General features: G+C 74.0%; 21 protein-coding genes. 11 read left to right on the forward strand and 10 right to left on the reverse strand.

From position 1 onward, the window contains the following. The first annotated feature begins 139 nt into the window (after positions 1 to 139). Both DZF91_RS05955 and DZF91_RS05960 read left to right on the forward strand, forming a co-directional pair. A complete protein-coding gene (locus tag DZF91_RS05955) occupies positions 140 to 499 on the forward strand; it encodes a DUF2516 family protein (protein WP_235834110.1) in 360 nt (119 codons plus the stop codon). A gap of 224 nt (positions 500 to 723) precedes the next feature. Beyond that, the gene (locus DZF91_RS05960; protein WP_117356484.1) at positions 724 to 1,596 is read left to right on the forward strand and encodes an oxygenase MpaB family protein; all 873 of its coding nucleotides are present in this window, start codon (positions 724 to 726) and stop codon (positions 1,594 to 1,596) included. Positions 1,597 to 1,605: 9 nt separating this feature from the next. On the opposite strand, the gene DZF91_RS05965 is transcribed toward DZF91_RS05960, so the two are convergent. Further along, complete coding sequence (locus DZF91_RS05965; protein ID WP_117356485.1) at positions 1,606 to 2,547, reverse strand: cytochrome d ubiquinol oxidase subunit II; 942 nt, start codon at positions 2,545 to 2,547, stop codon at positions 1,606 to 1,608. A gap of 221 nt (positions 2,548 to 2,768) precedes the next feature. On the opposite strand from DZF91_RS05965, the gene DZF91_RS05970 reads away from it, so the two are divergent. Next, a complete protein-coding gene (locus DZF91_RS05970; RefSeq protein ID WP_117356486.1) occupies positions 2,769 to 3,149 on the forward strand; it encodes a BlaI/MecI/CopY family transcriptional regulator in 381 nt (126 codons plus the stop codon). Then, positions 3,146 to 4,057 carry a M56 family metallopeptidase gene (locus DZF91_RS05975; protein ID WP_117356487.1) on the forward strand — a complete coding sequence of 304 codons (912 nt, stop codon included), beginning with the start codon at positions 3,146 to 3,148 and terminating at the stop codon, positions 4,055 to 4,057. Before DZF91_RS05970 ends, DZF91_RS05975 begins: the two co-directional genes overlap by 4 nt. On the opposite strand, the gene DZF91_RS39490 is transcribed toward DZF91_RS05975, so the two are convergent. Then, positions 4,054 to 4,218 (reverse strand): hypothetical protein, encoded by a 165-nt coding sequence (locus DZF91_RS39490; RefSeq protein ID WP_158587861.1) that lies wholly within the window; start codon positions 4,216 to 4,218, stop codon positions 4,054 to 4,056. The two genes, DZF91_RS05975 and DZF91_RS39490, sit on opposite strands and share 4 nt — an antisense overlap. Between DZF91_RS39490 and DZF91_RS05980 the strand changes: the two genes are divergently transcribed. Continuing rightward, positions 4,211 to 5,371, forward strand: a complete 1,161-nt coding sequence (locus tag DZF91_RS05980) for a type III PLP-dependent enzyme (RefSeq protein WP_117356488.1) — start codon at positions 4,211 to 4,213, stop codon at positions 5,369 to 5,371. The two genes, DZF91_RS39490 and DZF91_RS05980, sit on opposite strands and share 8 nt — an antisense overlap. On the opposite strand, the gene DZF91_RS05985 is transcribed toward DZF91_RS05980, so the two are convergent. The 3 genes from DZF91_RS05985 to DZF91_RS05995 form a co-directional block, all read right to left on the reverse strand. Further along, on the reverse strand, positions 5,347 to 5,574 hold the full coding sequence (locus DZF91_RS05985; RefSeq protein WP_199486440.1) for a pyridoxamine 5'-phosphate oxidase family protein: 228 nt from the start codon (positions 5,572 to 5,574) through the stop codon (positions 5,347 to 5,349). The two genes, DZF91_RS05980 and DZF91_RS05985, sit on opposite strands and share 25 nt — an antisense overlap. A 35-nt stretch (positions 5,575 to 5,609) precedes the next feature. Continuing rightward, positions 5,610 to 7,046, reverse strand: a complete 1,437-nt coding sequence (locus DZF91_RS05990; RefSeq protein ID WP_235834111.1) for an MFS transporter — start codon at positions 7,044 to 7,046, stop codon at positions 5,610 to 5,612. A gap of 143 nt (positions 7,047 to 7,189) precedes the next feature. Beyond that, positions 7,190 to 7,846, reverse strand: a complete 657-nt coding sequence (locus DZF91_RS05995) for a CatB-related O-acetyltransferase (protein ID WP_117356489.1) — start codon at positions 7,844 to 7,846, stop codon at positions 7,190 to 7,192. A gap of 43 nt (positions 7,847 to 7,889) precedes the next feature. Here DZF91_RS05995 and DZF91_RS06000 point away from each other — a divergent pair, with 43 nt between their 5' ends. After that, on the forward strand, positions 7,890 to 8,579 hold the full coding sequence (locus tag DZF91_RS06000; protein ID WP_117356490.1) for a TetR/AcrR family transcriptional regulator: 690 nt from the start codon (positions 7,890 to 7,892) through the stop codon (positions 8,577 to 8,579). 64 nt (positions 8,580 to 8,643) lie between these two features. Here the strand turns inward: DZF91_RS06000 and DZF91_RS06005 are convergent, their stop codons facing one another. Beyond that, a complete protein-coding gene (locus DZF91_RS06005) occupies positions 8,644 to 9,132 on the reverse strand; it encodes a MarR family winged helix-turn-helix transcriptional regulator (RefSeq protein WP_117356491.1) in 489 nt (162 codons plus the stop codon). A gap of 238 nt (positions 9,133 to 9,370) precedes the next feature. On the opposite strand from DZF91_RS06005, the gene trpS reads away from it, so the two are divergent. Next, a complete protein-coding gene (trpS, locus tag DZF91_RS06010) occupies positions 9,371 to 10,396 on the forward strand; it encodes a tryptophan--tRNA ligase (protein ID WP_117356492.1) in 1,026 nt (341 codons plus the stop codon). A gap of 58 nt (positions 10,397 to 10,454) precedes the next feature. Here the strand turns inward: trpS and DZF91_RS06015 are convergent, their stop codons facing one another. The 3 genes from DZF91_RS06015 to DZF91_RS06025 form a co-directional block, all read right to left on the reverse strand. Beyond that, positions 10,455 to 11,084 (reverse strand): TetR/AcrR family transcriptional regulator, encoded by a 630-nt coding sequence (locus DZF91_RS06015; RefSeq protein WP_117356524.1) that lies wholly within the window; start codon positions 11,082 to 11,084, stop codon positions 10,455 to 10,457. Beyond that, positions 11,084 to 11,926, reverse strand: coding sequence for a class I SAM-dependent methyltransferase (locus DZF91_RS06020; RefSeq protein WP_117356493.1), 843 nt, complete (start codon positions 11,924 to 11,926; stop codon positions 11,084 to 11,086). Before DZF91_RS06020 ends, DZF91_RS06015 begins: the two co-directional genes overlap by 1 nt. A gap of 186 nt (positions 11,927 to 12,112) precedes the next feature. Continuing rightward, positions 12,113 to 12,751, reverse strand: a complete 639-nt coding sequence (locus DZF91_RS06025) for a TetR/AcrR family transcriptional regulator (protein ID WP_235834112.1) — start codon at positions 12,749 to 12,751, stop codon at positions 12,113 to 12,115. A gap of 37 nt (positions 12,752 to 12,788) precedes the next feature. Here DZF91_RS06025 and DZF91_RS06030 point away from each other — a divergent pair, with 37 nt between their 5' ends. Next, positions 12,789 to 13,115 carry a rhodanese-like domain-containing protein gene (locus tag DZF91_RS06030; protein ID WP_117356495.1) on the forward strand — a complete coding sequence of 109 codons (327 nt, stop codon included), beginning with the start codon at positions 12,789 to 12,791 and terminating at the stop codon, positions 13,113 to 13,115. Between the two features lie 234 nt (positions 13,116 to 13,349). On the opposite strand, the gene DZF91_RS06035 is transcribed toward DZF91_RS06030, so the two are convergent. Beyond that, positions 13,350 to 13,805: a winged helix-turn-helix transcriptional regulator gene (locus DZF91_RS06035; RefSeq protein WP_235834113.1), complete on the reverse strand. Its 456-nt coding sequence runs from the start codon at positions 13,803 to 13,805 to the stop codon at positions 13,350 to 13,352. 120 nt (positions 13,806 to 13,925) lie between these two features. Here DZF91_RS06035 and DZF91_RS06040 point away from each other — a divergent pair, with 120 nt between their 5' ends. From DZF91_RS06040 to DZF91_RS06045, 3 genes are all read left to right on the forward strand, one after another. After that, entirely contained in the window at positions 13,926 to 15,353 is a 1,428-nt protein-coding gene (locus DZF91_RS06040; protein WP_117356497.1) for an MFS transporter, read from the forward strand. Positions 15,354 to 15,466: 113 nt separating this feature from the next. Continuing rightward, positions 15,467 to 15,613 (forward strand): hypothetical protein, encoded by a 147-nt coding sequence (locus tag DZF91_RS39495; protein WP_158587862.1) that lies wholly within the window; start codon positions 15,467 to 15,469, stop codon positions 15,611 to 15,613. A 1-nt stretch (position 15,614) separates the two neighbouring features. Further along, a complete protein-coding gene (locus DZF91_RS06045; RefSeq protein ID WP_117356498.1) occupies positions 15,615 to 16,712 on the forward strand; it encodes a winged helix DNA-binding domain-containing protein in 1,098 nt (365 codons plus the stop codon). Positions 16,713 to 16,793 lie beyond the last annotated feature (81 nt).

Genomic DNA, 16,793 nt, shown 5'->3' on the forward strand with positions numbered 1-16,793 from the left:
CCCGGCCGGGAACACCCGGCCGGGCCCCTTCGTCGTTCCGGGTACCGGCTGGACAGGCCGCATAGGGTGGGAGGACCATCCGCCGAACACGTGGCGTCCGCGCGGCGCCACCCGGGACAGACAGGAGCGTCGATCGTCGGTGACCGGCTTCGGTGTGCTCGACTACTTCTTCTGGATCTTGCTGCTCATCGCGTTCGTGATGGAGGCGTGGGCGCTGGTCGACGCCTTGACCGTGCCGACGAACGCGTACGCGGCGGCGAGCAAGCAGAGCAAGAAGCTCTGGATGATCATCCTGATCGTCGCGGCCGTGGTGGGGCTCGCGGCGGCCGTCCTGCCGCTCCAGGGCTCCTCGCCGGTCGCGGTGCTGTTCGGCATCCTGCCGGTGGCCGCGTTCATCGCCGCCGCCGTCTACCTCGCCGACGTCCGGCCCGCGGTCAAGCCGTTCAAGGGCCGTGGCGGCGGCCGGGGCTCCAACATGGGCCCGTACGGCCCCTGGTAGACCGGCCGTACGCCTCCGTCCCGCTTCCCCCGCCTGGCCGCGGACGCGTCCGTCCCCGGCCAGGCTCCGGCTCCGGCCTGAGCGGGGCGGCGGACGGCGACGGTTGCAAGTAAGTCCTTACTTGAGGCAGGCTGGTCCGGACCGACGACCGCCCGCGCGCGGCCGAGGCCGTGCGCCCGCCGCGCACCGGTGCCCTGTGCCCGCCCGCGCGAAGTGAGGCTCCCGTGAGCAGTGCCGCCGCCGTCCCGCCCCCTGCCGCCGCCCCCTCCGAAACCTCCGCCGACGAGGCGGTGCCGCGGGTCGTCCGCGAACTGGTCAGCGGGCCGTCCCTGGTCGCGGGCGGCGCGAACGTGATCATGCAGCTGTCCCGGCTGCCGGTCGGGCTCGGCGTGGTGGAGAGCACCGTCGAGTCCGGACGGATCGACCGGCATCCCGTCAAGCGCACGCGCACGACGCTGACCTACCTGGTGGTCGCGATGCTGGGCACCGCCGAGGAGCGCGCCTGGATGCGCGAGCAGGTGAACCGGCAGCACCGGCAGGTGCGCAGCGAGCCCGGCGCGCCCGTCCGGTACAACGCGTTCGACCGCGAACTCCAGCTGTGGGTCGCCGCCTGCATCTACTGGGGCATGGAGGACGTCTACCGGCGCTTCTACGGCGAGCCGTCCGAGGCCGCCGTCGCCGCGTTCTACCGGCACGGACGCCGGTTCGCCACGACGCTCCAGGTGCCGGACGACATGTGGCCGGCGGACCGCGAGGCGTTCGAGAAGTACTGGCGGGACGGCCTCACCAGGATCGACAGCACCCCCGAGACCCGCGCCTACCTGCGCGGACTCGCCAAGGCGGGGTTCCTGCCGGGTCCGGTCCGCCGCCTGGTGGGCCCGGCGAACCGGCTGCTGACCGTCGGGTTCCTGCCGCCGGAGTTCCGCGCGGAGATGGGCTTCGCCTGGACGCCCCGGGACCAGCGGGCGTTCGACGCGGCCGTCCGCATGATCGCGTTCGCCAACCGGACGATGCCGAGGCCGCTGCGCGAGTTCCCGTTCAACGCCTACCTGTGGGACTTCCGCCGCCGGATGCGCACCGGCCGTTCCTTCGTCTGAAGCCCGGACTCAGGCCCGGCGCGCCCGGTGCGCCATGCCATGGGCGCGACCGTGTCCGTAGGAGTGGCCGCGGGAGCCGCGCCGCACGTACAGCCAGGCCACCGCCGGGACGAGGACGACCGCGCCCACGGCGAGCACCGCGAACGCCGCGTCCAGCGCGCCGTTGCGGGCGACCGACCCGGCCAGGTCGAGGTCGGCCATGGACGCCCCGCCCCACAGCACGCTGACGACCGCGAGCGCGCTGGTCAGCCGGACGGCCAGGTGCCGCCGCCGCAGGACCAGCACCAGCGAGAGCAGCCCGGCGGCGGCCGACACCAGGATCAGCGGCGACCGGACGCCGAACACCACCGCGCCGGGCAGGGCGAACAGCCCGGTCGCGACGCCGGAGACCACCGCGTAGCCCTGGAAGTGCAGCGGCACGTCCTGGTCCTCGCCGAACCGGCGCGCGTCCCAGATCAGGCGGACGGCGGCGAGGTAGGCGCAGAGCATGGTGGTCAGCGCGCCGCCGTAGACGCCGGAGACGCTCATCCAGCTCGGCGCGCCGGTGGAGACGGCCGCCGCGACGGCGCCCAGGCAGAACGGGGTGAGCTGCGACACCGGGCCGAGCAGCGGCTCCAGCCGCGGCGGGCCGGACGACGCCCTGGTCAGGCCTTGGACGGTGGCGCGGGCGACGAGGCCGGCGGCGGCCAGCGCGAGCGGGACCCGGTACGCGGCCAGCAGGTCCGCGAGGATCGACGGGAACGCCGCCCAGGCCATCAGCAGGCCGGCGGCGAGCCAGGCGTGGTCGGCGCCCCGGAACGGCCCGGTGGCGCGCTCGATCACCCTCCGGTCGCCGGGCCGGTCGCGGGACAGCAGGTGCCACAGTCCCGCGCCGAGGTCGGCGCCGCCGAACAGCAGGTAGGCCGAGAGGGCTGCCAGGATCAGTCCGAAGGCGATGTCGGCGTGCGTCATCGGGTGCTCACCACCAGGGGGTCGGCGGTCGGGGCGCGGACGGCCGCGCCCGGACCGCGAGGCGAACGGGGGGCGGCCGGGCGCCCGGGAGCAGGGGCGCGCCGGCCGTGAGCCCGGGGGTGCTCACATCGACCGAATGTAGTACTACGCCGTGTAGTACGCGTTGTGGTAGTACTACCCCGCGTGGTGATCTTTTTCACCCGTCGCCTACAGTGGAGTGCGTGAAGGGTCTGGGAGAGCTTGAACGCACCGTCATGGAGGTCTGCTGGGCGCGCGAGGAGGCGGGCGTGGCCCCCGCCACCGCCCGCGACGTGAGCCGCGCGCTGGCCGACCAGCGCGACCTGGCGCACACCACGGTCATGACCGTGCTGGACCGCCTGGCCAAGAAGGGATTCCTTGATCGTGAGCGGGACGGCCGCGCGTGGCGGTACCGTCCTGTTGCGAGCAGGGAGGGATACGTGACCGAGCTCATGCTGGGCGCGCTCAACGAGACCGGCGACCGCGACGCGGCGCTGGCCCACTTCGTCCGGTCGGTCACGCAGGACGAGATCGACATCATCCGCCAGGCGCTCGCCGACGTCACCCAGGAGCCACCCGCATGATCGGCACGGCCCTGCTCGCGGCGGTCGCGCTCGCGACCGTTCTCGGCGCGCACGGGCTGTCGAAGGCCCGGTGGACGTGGCACACCCCGCGGATCGCGATCGGGCTGTGGCAGGCGCTCGGTCTCGGCTGGGGCATCGCCACGATCGGCGCGCTGCTGAGCGTGGCCCTGCTCCCGTACCGGCGCGGCATCGTGCACGGGGTACCCCGCATGGCGGGCGACAGCGCCGCGCGGCTCGACGCCGTGCACATGGCGGCGCTGCTGGCCGCCGTCGCGCTGACCTTCGTGCTGCTCACCATGCTCGCCACCGCGGTGTTCCGCGTGGTGCGGGCCCGCCGCCGGCACCGCGCGCTGCTCGCGCTGGTCGCCCGCGGCGACTCCGCCGCCCCCGACGCGCTGGTCCTGGACCACCCGGGAGCGGCGGCCTACTGCGTTCCGGGCGTCCGCTCGTCCAAGGTCGTCGTGAGCGCCGGGACGCTGGCGCTGCTCGACGACAAGGAACTGGCGGCCGTTCTCGCGCACGAGCGCGCGCACGCGCGCGAGCGGCACGACCTGGTGCTGCTGCCGTTCTACTCGCTGCGCCAGGTGTTCCCGCAGATCGGGCTCGTCGGGCGATGTCTGGACGCCGTCGAGCTGCTGATCGAGATGGCCGCCGACGACCGCGCCCGCCGTCACCGCCCCGCCAAGGAGCTGGCGACGGCGCTGCTGCGGTTCGCCGCCGCCCGTCCGGGGCCCGCCCCGTCCGGCACGCTCGGCGTCGCCGCCGCGGACGACATCCCGGTCCTCGCCCGGGTGAACCGGCTGCTCCGGCCCGAGCCGCAGCCCCGCCGCATCCGGCTGGCCGCGATGGCCGCCATCCCCATGGCGATCGTCCTCCCGATCGTCCTCTGGACGCTGCCGCCCTTCTAGCCGCCGCGCCCCTTCACGAACCCGCTGACGCCGCCGGTCCCGGACTCGATCTCCGGACCGGCGTCCGCCGTTTCCTGGGCCGCCGCGGCGACGGTCGGCCGGATCTTGCGGCACCGCCCGGCGATCAGGCTTCCGGCGGGTGAGAATGGCGGCGTGCTCACCGACCGCCTGCGGGAGTGGACGGCCACGTCGCCCCGACTGCCCGCGTTCGTGTACGACCTGGACGTCCTGGACGCGCACGCGCGGCGCATCCGGGACGCCGTGCCGATCGAGATCCTCTACGCCGCGAAGGCGAATCCGGACGCCCCGATCCTGCGGACGCTCGCCCCGCACGTGGACGGGTTCGAGGTGGCGTCCGGGGGCGAGCTGCGGCACGTCCGGAGCGTCCTCCCGGAGGCGCGGCTCGCGTTCGGCGGCCCCGGCAAGACCGACGCCGAGCTCGACCTCCCCGCCGACCGGATCCACGTGGAGTCGCCGTACGAGCTGGCCCGGCTGGCCGCCAAGGGCCGCCCGGCCGACGTCCTGCTGCGCGCGAACCTGGCGGGGGACCGGACGGGCGTGGCGCTCGCGATGTCCGGCCCGTTCGGCATGGACCCCGACGTGATCGAGGAGTGCCGCGAGATCCTCGCGTCCGCGCCCTGGCTGCGGCTGCGCGGCGTCCACGCCCACCTCGCGTCGGGGCTGGACGCCCCGGAGCTCGTCGTCCAGTCGCGGGAGATCCTGGACTGGGCGCGGCCGTGGGCGGAGAAGGCGGAGATCGAGGACCCGGAGTTCAACCTGGGCGGCGGCATGGCCGTGGACTACGCCGCACCGGGCGCGACGTTCGACTGGGAGGCCTACGGGCGGAAGATCGCGGCGCTCGCCCGCCCGGGGGAGACGCTGCGGATCGAGCCCGGCCGGGCGGTCACCGCCTACTGCGGCTGGTACGTCACGGACGTCCTGGACGTGAAGCCCGCGCACGGCCGCTGGTACGCCGTCCTGCGCGGCGGCACCATGCACCTGCGCACGCCGGTGACCAAGCAGCACGACCAGCCGTTCACCGTCCTGCGGAACCCGGCGGGAGGCTCCGGCGCGCGGCGGCCGTCCGCGCACGACGCCGAGATCACCCTGGTGGGGCAGCTCTGCACGCCCAAGGACGTCTTCGCGCGGGACGTCTCCGTCGCCGGGATCGGCGTCGGGGACGTCGTGGCCTTCGGGATGGCGGGCGCCTACGGCTGGAACATCTCGCACCGCGACTTCCTCATGCACGACCCGCCGGGGTTCCACTACCTGGCGGGCGACCCGCGCGGCTATCCCCCGAGCGAGGTGCCGTAGAGGCGGTCGACGCGCAGCCGGATGACGACGCGGCGGTCCTTGGCCATCTGCTCGAGGAACGCCGCCTCGTCGGCCGGGTCCGGGAAGCCGCCCATCATGGCGAGCAGTTCGCGCGTGACCGCGTCGCCGGCCTCGGCGGCGACCTCCGACAGCTCGGCCTTCCCCTCCGCGACGGCGAACGCCATGTGGTCGTCGCTGGACACGTAGAGCGCCGCGCGGGGGTCGTTCCGCAGAGGGGTCAGGCGGAGGGGAGCTGGGCCGGGGCGGCCGTGGGCGTCGCGTCCGCGTCCGCCGGCGAGGCGGACGGGATGCGGCGCAGGACGGCCAGCGAGAGCACGATCCCGGCGGTCAGCAGGCCCGCGCCCACCCAGAACGCCACGTGGTAGCCCTGCGTCAGGGCCTCCCGCGACGGTCCGTCGGTGTTCGCGGCGGCGACGGCGGCCAGGGCGGCGACGCCGAGCGCCGCGCCGATCTGCTGCGTGGTGTTGAAGACGCCCGAGACGACCCCGGCGTCCTCCGGCTTCGCGCCGGACATCCCGAGCCCGGTCAGCGACGGCATCACGAGCCCGAAGCCGCCCGACAGCAGCATGAGCGGCAGCAGGTCCGTCGCGAAGTGGCCGTCCACCGGGACGCGGGTGAGCAGCAGCCGCGCGGCCAGCAGCAGGACGAGCCCGGTGACCAGGACCGTCCGCGCGCCGAACCGGTCGATCAGCCGGGCGGCGACGAAGAGCGACACGACGGCGATCGCCACCGCGGCCGGGAGCATCGCGAGCCCGGTCTCGGACGCGTTGTAGCGGAGCACGTTCTGCATGTAGAGGGCGACCATGACCTGGAAGCTGAACAGCGCGGCCAGGACGACGAGCTGGATGAGGTTCGCGCCCCACACGTTCCGGTCGCGCAGCACGCGCAGCGGCATCAGCGGCACGGCGGCGGTGGCCTGCCGGACGACGAACCCGGCGAGGAGCGCGAGGGCGCCGGCGCCGAGCGCGAGCGTGCGCGCCCCCCAGCCGTGCTGCTCGGTCTGGACGATCGTGTAGACGGCGAGCATGCTCCCGGCCGTCACCAGCAGCCCGCCGAGCACGTCCGCGCCCGCCGCGAGCCCGACGCCGCGGTCGGACGGCAGGCACCGCAGCGCCGCGACCGCCGTGACCAGGCCGAGCGGCAGGTTGATCAGGAAGATCCAGTGCCAGTTCAGCGCGTCGGTGAGGACGCCGCCGAGCACCTGGCCCAGGGACGCGCCGACCGCGCCGGTGAACGCGAACGCCGACAGCGCGCGGGTCCGCGCCGCGGCCTCGCTGAACAGCGTGGTGATCATGCCGAGCGCGACGGCCGAGGTGAGCGCGCCGCCGACGCCCTGGACGAACCGGGCGGCGATCAGCGCGGCCGGGGTGGTGGCGGCCCCGCAGACCGCCGAGGCGATCGTGAAGACCGCGATCCCGGTGACGAAGACCGCGCGCCGCCCGAGCAGGTCGCCGAGCCGGCCCGCGAGCAGCAGCAACCCGCCGAACGCGATCACATAGCCGTTGACGACCCAGGTCAGCCCGGCGTCGCCGAGCCCGAGGCCGCGCTGCATCGCCGGCAGCGCCACCGTGACGATCGACCCGTCCAGGATGATCATCAGGGGCCCGGCGCACAGCACGGCCAGCGCCAGGGCCCGCGATCGAACGCTCTCCACAGTCTTTCCCTCCGCAGCGGTCCGGAGCCCGGCGAACGCCCGGCCCGGCCGCGCCTCCACGGCGCGACGGGAGAGACGGTAACAGATAGTTCCGTTGCGGACTATATGCTTCCGATCTAGATGTTCTGTTGTGGATGGAATCCTCAGGGACGGGCCGGGGTGGCGGCCTCCAGGTCGGCGACGGTGCCGGACATGATCGTCCGGAGGTGGGCGGTGATGTGCTCGACCGGCCAGTCCCACCAGGCCACCCTCAGGAGGCGGGCGACGTCCTCGGGGGAGAAGCGGGTCCGGATGAGGCGTGCCGGATTGCCGCCGACGATGCCGTAGTCCGGGACGTCCGACGTGACCACCGCGCCGGACGCCACGATCGCGCCGTGCCCGATCCGGACGCCCGGCATGACCGTCGCGCCGTTGCCGAGCCAGACGTCGTTGCCGACGACGGTGTCGCCCCGGTTCGGCAGGCCGGTGATCAGGTCGAAGTGCTCCGCCCACGCGCCGCCCATGGTCGGGAAGGGGAAGGTGGACGGCCCGTCCATGCGGTGGTTCGCGCCGTTCATGATGAACCGCACGCCGGTCGCCAGCGCGCAGAACCTGCCGATGACCAGCCGCTCCGGCCCGTAGTGGTACAGGACGTTGCGGGTCTCGAAGGCCGTCGGGTCGTCCGGGTCGTCGTAGTAGGAGTACTCGCCGACCTCGATCAGCGGGGACGTGACCAGCGGCCGGAGCAGGACGACCCGCGGGTGCCCGGGCATCGGGTGCAGGACGTCCGGGTCGGTGGGAGGGGGGTGCGGGGTGGCCATGGGCGCTCCATTAATGCGACAAGTGATGCATTAGGATGCTGGCATGGCCACGTCTCCCGAGCAAACCACCGCCGCCGGACGCGCTCCCGAGGACAGTGGTGGAGAGGGCGCCGCCGCGCCGCGGCGCCGTCCCGGTGGACGGACGGGCCGCGTCCGGCGGCAGGTGCTCGACGCGGTCCAGGCCGAACTCGCCGAGCGCGGCTACGACGAGCTGACGATCGACGGCGTCGCGGCCCGCGCGGGCGTGCACCGCGCCACGGTGTACCGGCGGTGGCGCGACGTCGGCGGCCTGCTGGCGGACGTCTTCGCCGCCGCGGGCGACGACGACTGGCGGCCCGCCGACACCGGCTCGCTGCAGGGCGACCTCACGGCCCTGAACGAGGAGAGCCAGACGGCGCTGACCGCGCGTCCGCCGTTGGTCTCGGCGCTGATCGCCGCGTCCTTCCGGTCGGAGGAGGCCGCGCGCGGCGTCCAGGCGCTCTGGGAGGACCGCTACCTCCGCTGCGAGGTGATCGTCGCGCGGGCCGTCGAGCGCGGCGAGCTCCCGCCCGGGACGGACGCGCGCCGGCTCCTCGTCGCCGCGACCGCGCCGGTCTACCACGAGCTCGTCCTGCTCCGGACGCCCCCGGACCCGGACCTGCCCGCCCGCGCCGCGCGGACGGCCGTCCTCGCCGCGTCCGCCGGAGCCTTCGTCTCCGACCCGGAAGACGACGCCTGGCGAAGGTGCAGGTAGCGGGCGTGCCGACCGGCCCTCCGGGAAGCCGGGGGCCGGACGCTGCGCATTTTGCGGCGCGGGGTCAGAGGGTGCGTTCGCGGGTGCGGCGGGCGGTGGTGGCCGCGACGGGCTCGGCGAGCAGGCCGTCCGCCAGCCGGTGCAGGGCGCGGAGGAAGACCTCGCGCTCGTCCTCGGGCAGCGCGTCGAGGACCTCGGCGTGCACCGAGTCCACGATCCGCTGGCTCCGCGCGGCCGTCTTCGCGCCCTCCTCGGTGACCGCGATGACACGTGCCCGGCGGTCCTTGGAGGACGGGCGGCGCTCGGCGAGGCCCGCGCGCTCCAGGGCGTCCACGGTGACGACCATGGTGGTCTTGTCCATGTCGCCGATCTCGGCGAGCTGGTTCTGCGTGCGCTCCTCCTCCAGCGCGTGGACGAGGACGCAGTGCATGCGCGGCGTCAGCCCGATCTCGCCGAGCGCGGCCGACATGCGGGTCCTGAGGACGTGCCCGTTGTGGTCGAACAGGTACGAGACGTCGTTGCCGACACCGGAGGAGGGCGCGAGAGAGGTCATGCCCCCAGTGTAGTTCCGTTGCGGATTATCTGTCCCGGTGTAAAACGCGCGGCTGGGCGGCGGTCGCGGGACCGGGGTACAGTGGGGCCATGCTTCGCACCGTATGCCTGGGCTGGTGGCCGTCCTCGGACGGCTGACCAGGCATACGCGCAGGCCGTCCGCACACCGGGCGGCCTTCCTCCTTTCCGGGCGGTCGCCCTGAGACCCCGATCTCGGCACCGACCCGAAGGAGCAGGGCATGACCCTCACCTCCCCCGAACTCTCCGAGCTCGTCGCCCGGGACGCGGCGCGGCACCGCGTCCTCACCGGTGACCGCCCGACCGGCCCCCTCCACCTCGGCCACTACTTCGGCACGCTGCAGAACCGCGTCCGACTGCAGCGCGCGGGCGTCGAGGTCTTCGTGATCATCCCCGACTACCAGGTGCTCACCGACCGGGACGTCGCCGAGCGCCTGGAGGAGCACGTCCTCGGGCTGGTCGCCGACTACCTCGCCGTCGGGATCGACCCCGCCACCGCCACGGTCTTCACGCACTCGGCCGTCCCGGCGCTCAACCAGCTCTTCCTGCCGTTCCTGTCGCTGGTGTCGGTGCCGGAGCTCAGCCGCAACCCGACCGTCAAGGACGAGATCCGGCACTCCCGGCAGGACGCGGTGAGCGGGCTGATGTTCACCTACCCCGTCCACCAGGCCGCCGACATCCTGTTCTGCAAGGCCGACCTCGTGCCCGTCGGCCGCGACCAGGTCCCGCACCTGGAGGTCACCCGAACGGTCGCGCGCCGCTTCAACGAGCGCTACGGCGAGGTCTTCCCGGTGCCCGAGTGCCTGCTGTCGGACGCCCCGCTGCTGCTCGGCACCGACGGGCAGAAGATGAGCAAGTCGCGCGGCAACGCGATCGCGCTGTCCGCGTCGGCCGACGACATCGCGCGCCTGGTGAAGCGGGCCAAGACCGACGCCGACCGGCACATCGCCTACGCGCCCGAGACCCGTCCCGAGGTCTCGAACCTGGTCCTGCTCGCCGCGCTCGCCCAGGGCCGGACGCCGCAGGAGGTCGCGGCCGAGATCGGCGACCGCGGCGCGGCCGAGCTCAAGCGCGTCGTCACCGAGTCGGTCGACGCGTTCCTGCGTCCGATCCGGGAGCGGCGCGCCGAGTTCGCCGCCGACCCCGGGCAGCTCCGGGCCGTCCTCGCCGCGGGCAACGCGCGCGCGAACGAGATCGCCGACGCGACGCTCGCCGAGGTCCGGACGGCCATGGCGATGAGCTACTAGACGCCGCAGCCGACCGGATCACCAGGCCCGCGTCACGCGTACGGCGCGGGTCCAGTGGTCAGGCGGTGCCGGGCGCGGTGAGGGCGGGGAGGACGGCCCTCACCAGGTCGTCCAACCAGGTGCGGGACGGCGCGTCCGGCGTGGCCGGTATCCCGCGCAGCAGGTAGTTCAGGACCGTCTCGTGGCAGACCCCGACCATCATCGCCGCGACGGCCTCCACCGGGGCGGACGCCGCGACGCGGCCCAGGTCGCGTTCGGCGCGGAGCCAGCCGAGCAGGCGGTCGCGCCAGCTGTCGCCCGGCTCGTGCGTGGCGGCCAGGCGGGCCAGGAAGTCGGGCCGTCCGAGCAGGCCGGACAGCGCGGGCATGACCGCCCGGTGGAAGGCCAGGCCGTACTCGAAATGGCCGCGCACGCCGGCCGCGAGGGTGCCCTCGCCCGGCACGGGCAGGGCGGGCAGGTCGCGCTCGATCGTGCGGACCCGCGCCCACCAGCCCTCCGTGAGCAGTTCGTCCTTGTCGGCGAAGTGGTTGTAGAGGACGCCGTCGGCGACCCCGGCGGCGCGGGCGATCGCGCGGACCGTGAGGTCAGCCATGCCGCGCTCGGCGATCAGGCGTTCGGCCGTGGCCACCAGGTGGTCGCGCAGGCTGCGGTCGCCGTCCCGCACCGCCGCCGCTGTTCTCGGGGACATCACCGGCCATCGTAGTGCGCGGTCACCAGCCACGCCGTGCCGCGCGTCCGCACCCCCTCCGGCCCCTCGAAGCGGGCCATCTCGCGCCGCACGGCCTGCTTCGCCGCCGCCACGGCGTCGGGCCCGGCCTGCCCGAACGCGTGCACGATCGGCCCCCAGCCGCAGAAGAAGTCTGCGGCGTCCGCCGCGTCCCGGCCCCAGTGCTGCGGCGCCTCGACCCGCCGGATGCCGATCCCCGTGTAGCCGGCCTCGGCCAGGACGCCCTCGGTGTGCCGCGGGTCGGCGAACGAGGTCGGCCCGGTGCCGTCCGGGCCGGTCGGGGGCTGGCCGGTCCCGAGCGCGGCCATGACGGCGGCGAGGATCGTCCCGGCGTCCGTTCCGGCCAGGGACGTCATGCAGGCGAACGCGAGCCGTCCGCCGGGGCGCAGGGCGCGGCCGATGTTGGCGAACGCGGCGACCGGGTCGGCGAAGAACATCACCCCGAACCGGCTCAGCACGAGGTCGGCGGACGCCGGTTCGAACGGGTGGACCTGCGCGTCCGCCCGCACGAACCGCACGTTCGCGACGCCCTCGGCCTCGGCGCGCTCGCGGGCCCGGGCGAGCATCGGCTCCGAGAGGTCCACGCCGAGCGCGCTCGCGGCGCGTCCCGCCGCGAGCCGGGTGAGCTGACCGTTGCCGCAGCCGATGTCGAGGACGTCGTCGTCCGCCCGGACGTGCTCCAGCAGGTGCTCGTTGATGCCGGCGTTCATCCGGTCGTAGCGGTCGTAGTGCGCGGCCCAGTGGGCGCCCTCGCCGCCGTTCCACGCCTCGGCCTGGGCGGTGTTCACGATCTGTCCGGTCATGCCGTCCTCCTTATGAACGCGTGTTCATGAACGTAGGTTCATAACGTGGCGCGCGTCAAGGTCGGGAGTGCGCCGCTGCGCCTCCGCGTGGGCATGGGTGATCGCCGGCCGGCGTTTCCCGCGTCCGAGAGGGTGGTCGCTCTCGGCCCGGGTGCCTGTCGCCTGACCAGGGCCTTCAGGTGGTCGCTACGCTCCTGTGCCGCTCCCGCCGGACGCAACCGCGCGGGCGAGGCGGACGAGAGCGGCACGGAGACGCTCCTCGCCCAGGTCGGGGAGCAGGGCGGACGCGTGCTCGGCACTGAGGGCGGCGAGGAGCCCGTGCGCGGCGGCCTCAGGGTCCGGGTCGCCGTCCAGCAGCAGCGCCAGGTGCAGGTGCCAGAACCGGTACGCGCCGATCCGGTACCGGGCTCCCGGGGACGCGGTCTCCGACATCCGCACGAGGGCCAGGTGTTTCAGCAGGTAGTCGAGGTAGGCGAGGACGAACGCCTCGATGCGCTCGCCGGGCGCCGCCCCCGGGCCGAGCGGCGGCGGGCCGCTCAGGATCGCCTCCTGCAACTCGCGCTCCCTGGCGTCCAGCAGCGCGACGGCCAGGCCGGACTTGTCGCCGAAGCGCCGAAACAGCGTCCCCTTGCCGACCCCGGCCGCCGTCGCGACCTGGTCCATGGACACGCCCTCCGGGCCGTGCTCGGCGAACAGCCGTTCCGCCGCCGCCAGCACGGCCGCGCGGTTGCGCGCCGCGTCCGCGCGCTCGCGTGGCGGCGGGGTGCGCAGCAGTTCCAACGGCGTTGCATAACCGGACCGTGGTCCGTTACTGTCCTCAGACACGAAACGGACTATAGTCCGATTCTTGAGAGGATGGGCAATGACCGCACTCATCACCCGCGACGAGCTCAAGCGCGCCGTCGACGCCGGGACGGTCACGATCGTGGACGCCCTCGGCGGCGAGTACTGGGCCAAGCAGCACCTTCCCGGGGCCGTACCGCTCGCGCCCGGCGAGGTGGACGCCGAGGCCGCGGGCCGCCTGCCCGACCGCGGCGCCGCGATCGTCACCTACTGCTCCAACGAGGCGTGCCCCAACAGCGGCCAGGTCGCCGACCGCCTCACCGCGCTCGGCTACACCAACGTCCGCAAGTACAAGGAGGGCATCGAGGACTGGACGGGGGCCGGGCTCCCCACCGAGTCCGCCTGACCATCCACCGCGCGCCCGCAGCGGGTCTCGGGGGCCGGGCGCGCACTCCACTCCGCGCGCGCCCGTCCCTGCCCGGGACGGGCGCGCGCCGCGTTCCGCGCCCTTGTTGGCGGGCGCGTACCGCGTTCCGCGCCCTCGTCCTCGGGGCGGGCGCGCACAGCGTTCCGCGCCCTCGTCCTCGGTTCCCGGGACGGGGGCGTACTGCGTTCTTGTCGCCCTTCTCGGTTCGCTTCGTCAGATCCGTTCGGCTGCCGCCGGCGTCGTCGCCGCGATCGCGGCCTCTTCGGCGACGCGCAGGTCGTAGGCGTCCCGGGCCGCCGCGATGGCGCCCTTGTGGGTCTCCGTCCAGTCGACCAGCGCCTTGATCGTCGAGTGCAGGCTCGCGCCCAGCGGCGTCAGGGAGTAGTCCACGCGCGGCGGGACGACGGGGTGGACGGTCCGGTGGACCAGCCCGTCCCGCTCCAGGTGCCGCAGGGTGCGGGTGAGCATCCGCTGGCTCACCCCGTGGACGGCGCGCCGCAGCTCGGAGAAGCGGAGGCTGCGCTCGTCCAGCAGCGCGATCACCAGCAGCGACCACTTGTCCGCCACCCGGTCGAGGATCTGACGCGTCTCGCAGTCCTCGCGCGAGTCCCAGTGCGAGATGTCGAAGCCCTGGTCAGAGGCGGTAACACCGCAGATACCGGGGGACATCGAAGTGCCTTCTTCCATGGTCGTCGATGGTGCCCGACGATGCTGTCGGTATCAAGAGGGAACCGACGGGCCCACCGGGAACCGCCGGTTCCACGCTGTCGGAAGAGGTGTCGGAACCGAATGAGTACTTCACGCCGTTGGGGCGCGCTCCTGGTGTTGTGCGGGGCGATCTTCCTCGAGGGGATCGACATGGCGATGCTGAACGTGGCGCTGCCCGCGATCCGCGCCGACCTGGGGCTGTCCACGGCCGCGCTGAGCGGCGTCGTCAGCGCCTACGTGCTCGGGTACGGCGGGTTCATGCTGCTCGGCGGGCGCGCCGCGGACCTGTTCGGCCGCCGCCGGATGTTCCTGTCCTGGCTGGTGGTGTTCGCGGTGTTCTCCGGGCTCGGCGGCCTGGCGACCGAGGGCTGGATGCTGCTGACCGCGCGGTTCGTCACCGGCGTCGCGGCGGCCTTCCTCGCGCCCGCCGGACTGTCGCTGGTCACCTCCACGTTCGCGGAGGGGCCGGAGCGGAACCGCGCGCTGTCGGTGTACGCGGCGACGGCCGCGGGCGGGTTCACGCTCGGGCTCGTCGTGGGCGGCCTGCTCACCCCGCTCGGCTGGCGCTGGGTGTTCTTCGCGCCGGTCATCCTGTCGCTGCTCGTGCTGGCCGCCGCGGTCCCGCTGGTCCGGGACGACGCGGAGAACGAGCGCGGGCGGCTGGACGTCCCGGGCGCGCTGCTCGTCACGGCCGCGATGTCCGCGCTGGTGTACGGCGTCGTCCGGCTGGAGCGCCCCTCGGACGGGCCGGCGCTGACCGTGGCCCTGCTCGCCGCCGGGATCGTTCTGCTCACCGCCTTCGTCGTGGTCGAGCGGCGCGTCCGGGAACCCCTCGTGCGGCTGGGCGCGCTGCGCTCCGGCCCGCTCGTCCGCGCGAACCTGACCGCGCTGCTGTTCGTCGGCGCGTTCGGCGGCTTCCAGTTGCTGATGACCCTGTACCTGCAGGAGATCCGGGACTGGACGCCGACGCAGACGGGCCTCGCCATGCTGGTCGTGGGCCTGGACCTCGTCCTCGCGCCCACCCTCACGCCCCGCCTGGTCGCCCGCTTCGGCGTCCCGGCGGTCGCCGCCACCGCGCTGCTGCTGTCCGCCGCCTGCTACGCGGTCTTCCTCCGCGCGGGCCTGGACTGGAGCTACGCCATGATGCTCCCCGGCCTCGTCCTGCTCGGCCTCGCCTTCACCCTCGGCTACGGCCCCCTGACCATGGCCGCCACCGAGGGCGTGGAGGAGTCGGAGCAGGGCCTGGCGAGCGGCCTGCTCTACACGTCCATGCAGTTCGGCATGGCCCTCGGCGTCTCCATCGTCACCGCGGTGAACGTCGCGGCCCTCTCCGGAGAGGGCGCCGCGTCCCGGCTCTCCGCCGTCCACACCGCCATGACCGTCCCGCTGGCCGCCGCACTGGTGGGAGCCGTGGTGATGGCCCTCGGCGTGCGCCGCCGCCCCACTCGTCCGCAGGAGCCCGCCTCCGCCTCGGCCGCGTCCGCCGAGCCCGCCCGCGCCGAGGCCTGAGCACGGCGCGACCGTCGAGCCTGTGGGCAGGGGGCCGTAGGCGGAAAGCGGAGCCGAGTCCGGGGCGGGAAAACGGAGCCGAGAATGTCGGCAGGGCGTGGCAGGATGCCGGAATGATCGAGATTGGACCGCTTCATCCGGACGAGCGGGACGCGCCCCGGCTGTACTGGACGACCCAGGAGCACAACGCGACCGCGCGCGCCCTGTACGACAAGGTGGCCCGGTTCAACGGGTTCCTCCGCCACGACCGCGCGCTCTGACATGCCCGCCAGACTGGGACGGCGCGAACTGAACCGGGCGCTGCTCGCCCGGCAGCTCCTGCTCCGCAGGCAGCGCATGGGCGTGCTGGAGACCATCGAGCACCTGGCCGGGATGCAGGCGCAGGCCCCGAACCCGCCCTACCTCGGCCTCTGGACGCGCCTGGAGGAGTTCGACTTCGACGAGCCGGGGCGGCTGCTGCACGAGCGGAAGGCCGTCCGCATGGTGCTCATGCGCGGCACGCTCCACCTGGTCAGCGCGCGCGACGCGCTGGCGTTCCGGCCGCTCACCCAGGCCGTCCTGGACGGCTACCTGCGCAGCCAGAGCAGGCTGCACCACCTGGACGGGGTCGACCTCGGGCCGGTGCGCGAGACCGTCCGCGAGCTGCTGGCCGCCGAGCCGAGGACGGACAAGCAGGTCCGGGAGGTCCTGGCCGAACGGTTCCCCGGGCACGACCCGCAGGACCTCAACTGGGCGGCGCGCTGCATGCTGCCGCTCGTCCAGGTCCCTCCGCGCGGGGTCTGGGGCTCGTCCGGCCTGGCCCGGCACACCGTGCTGGACGCGTGGCTCGGCGCGCCGGCGGCCGAGCCCGACCCCGACGCGCTCGTGCTGCGCTACCTCACCGCCTTCGGTCCTGCGAGCGTCGCCGACGCGCAGCACTGGTCGGGACTCACCGGGCTCGGCGAGGTCTTCGCGCGGCTCGCGCCGCGCCTGCTCACCTTCGAGGACGAGAACGGACGGGTGCTGTACGACCTGCCCGACGCGCCGCGTCCGGACGCGGGCACGCCCGCGCCCGTCCGGTTCGTCCCGGAGTTCGACAACCTCACGCTGTCGCACGCGGACCGGGCCCGGATCGTCACCGACGAGCACCGCAGGCGGCTGTTCACCGTGAACGGGATCATCCGCGCCGCCGTGCTCGTGGACGGCTTCGTCCAGGGCATGTGGAAGGCCGAGGTCAAGCGTGGCTCGGCGACGCTGCGGATCGAGGAGTTCGAGCCCTTCCCGGACGCGGCGCGCGAGGAGCTGACGGCCGAAGGTCTGCGGCTGCTGGCCGACGCCTACCCGAAGACCACCGACCGCGCCGTCCTGTTCACCTCGTGACCGGACGCGCCGCCCCAGCCGGGGGCGGTGCTTCCGGTCAGGCCGGGAGACGCGCCGCCCCTGCCGCGGGCGGTGCGCCGG

It is taken from the genome of Actinomadura logoneensis (assembly GCF_003428695.1).
In the GTDB taxonomy this organism is placed as follows: domain Bacteria; phylum Actinomycetota; class Actinomycetes; order Streptosporangiales; family Streptosporangiaceae; genus Spirillospora; species Spirillospora logoneensis.

Excerpts from the sequence above, each read along its gene's own strand:
- DZF91_RS05965 (WP_117356485.1), bottom strand. The coding sequence starts at position 2,547 with ATGACGCACGCCGACATCGCCTTCGGACTGATCCTGGCAGCCCTCTCG.
- DZF91_RS06020 (WP_117356493.1), bottom strand. The coding sequence starts at position 11,926 with ATGACCGGACAGATCGTGAACACCGCCCAGGCCGAGGCGTGGAACGGC.
- DZF91_RS06040 (WP_117356497.1), top strand. The coding sequence starts at position 13,926 with ATGAGTACTTCACGCCGTTGGGGCGCGCTCCTGGTGTTGTGCGGGGCG.
- DZF91_RS06015 (WP_117356524.1), bottom strand. The coding sequence starts at position 11,084 with ATGTCCCCGAGAACAGCGGCGGCGGTGCGGGACGGCGACCGCAGCCTG.
- DZF91_RS06005 (WP_117356491.1), bottom strand. The coding sequence starts at position 9,132 with ATGACCTCTCTCGCGCCCTCCTCCGGTGTCGGCAACGACGTCTCGTAC.
- DZF91_RS05995 (WP_117356489.1), bottom strand. The coding sequence starts at position 7,846 with ATGGCCACCCCGCACCCCCCTCCCACCGACCCGGACGTCCTGCACCCG.
- trpS (WP_117356492.1), top strand. The coding sequence starts at position 9,371 with ATGACCCTCACCTCCCCCGAACTCTCCGAGCTCGTCGCCCGGGACGCG.
- DZF91_RS06045 (WP_117356498.1), top strand. The coding sequence starts at position 15,615 with ATGCCCGCCAGACTGGGACGGCGCGAACTGAACCGGGCGCTGCTCGCC.
- DZF91_RS06030 (WP_117356495.1), top strand. The coding sequence starts at position 12,789 with ATGACCGCACTCATCACCCGCGACGAGCTCAAGCGCGCCGTCGACGCC.
- DZF91_RS06035 (WP_235834113.1), bottom strand. The coding sequence starts at position 13,805 with ATGTCCCCCGGTATCTGCGGTGTTACCGCCTCTGACCAGGGCTTCGAC.
- DZF91_RS06000 (WP_117356490.1), top strand. The coding sequence starts at position 7,890 with ATGGCCACGTCTCCCGAGCAAACCACCGCCGCCGGACGCGCTCCCGAG.
- DZF91_RS39495 (WP_158587862.1), top strand. The coding sequence starts at position 15,467 with ATGATCGAGATTGGACCGCTTCATCCGGACGAGCGGGACGCGCCCCGG.
- DZF91_RS05975 (WP_117356487.1), top strand. The coding sequence starts at position 3,146 with ATGATCGGCACGGCCCTGCTCGCGGCGGTCGCGCTCGCGACCGTTCTC.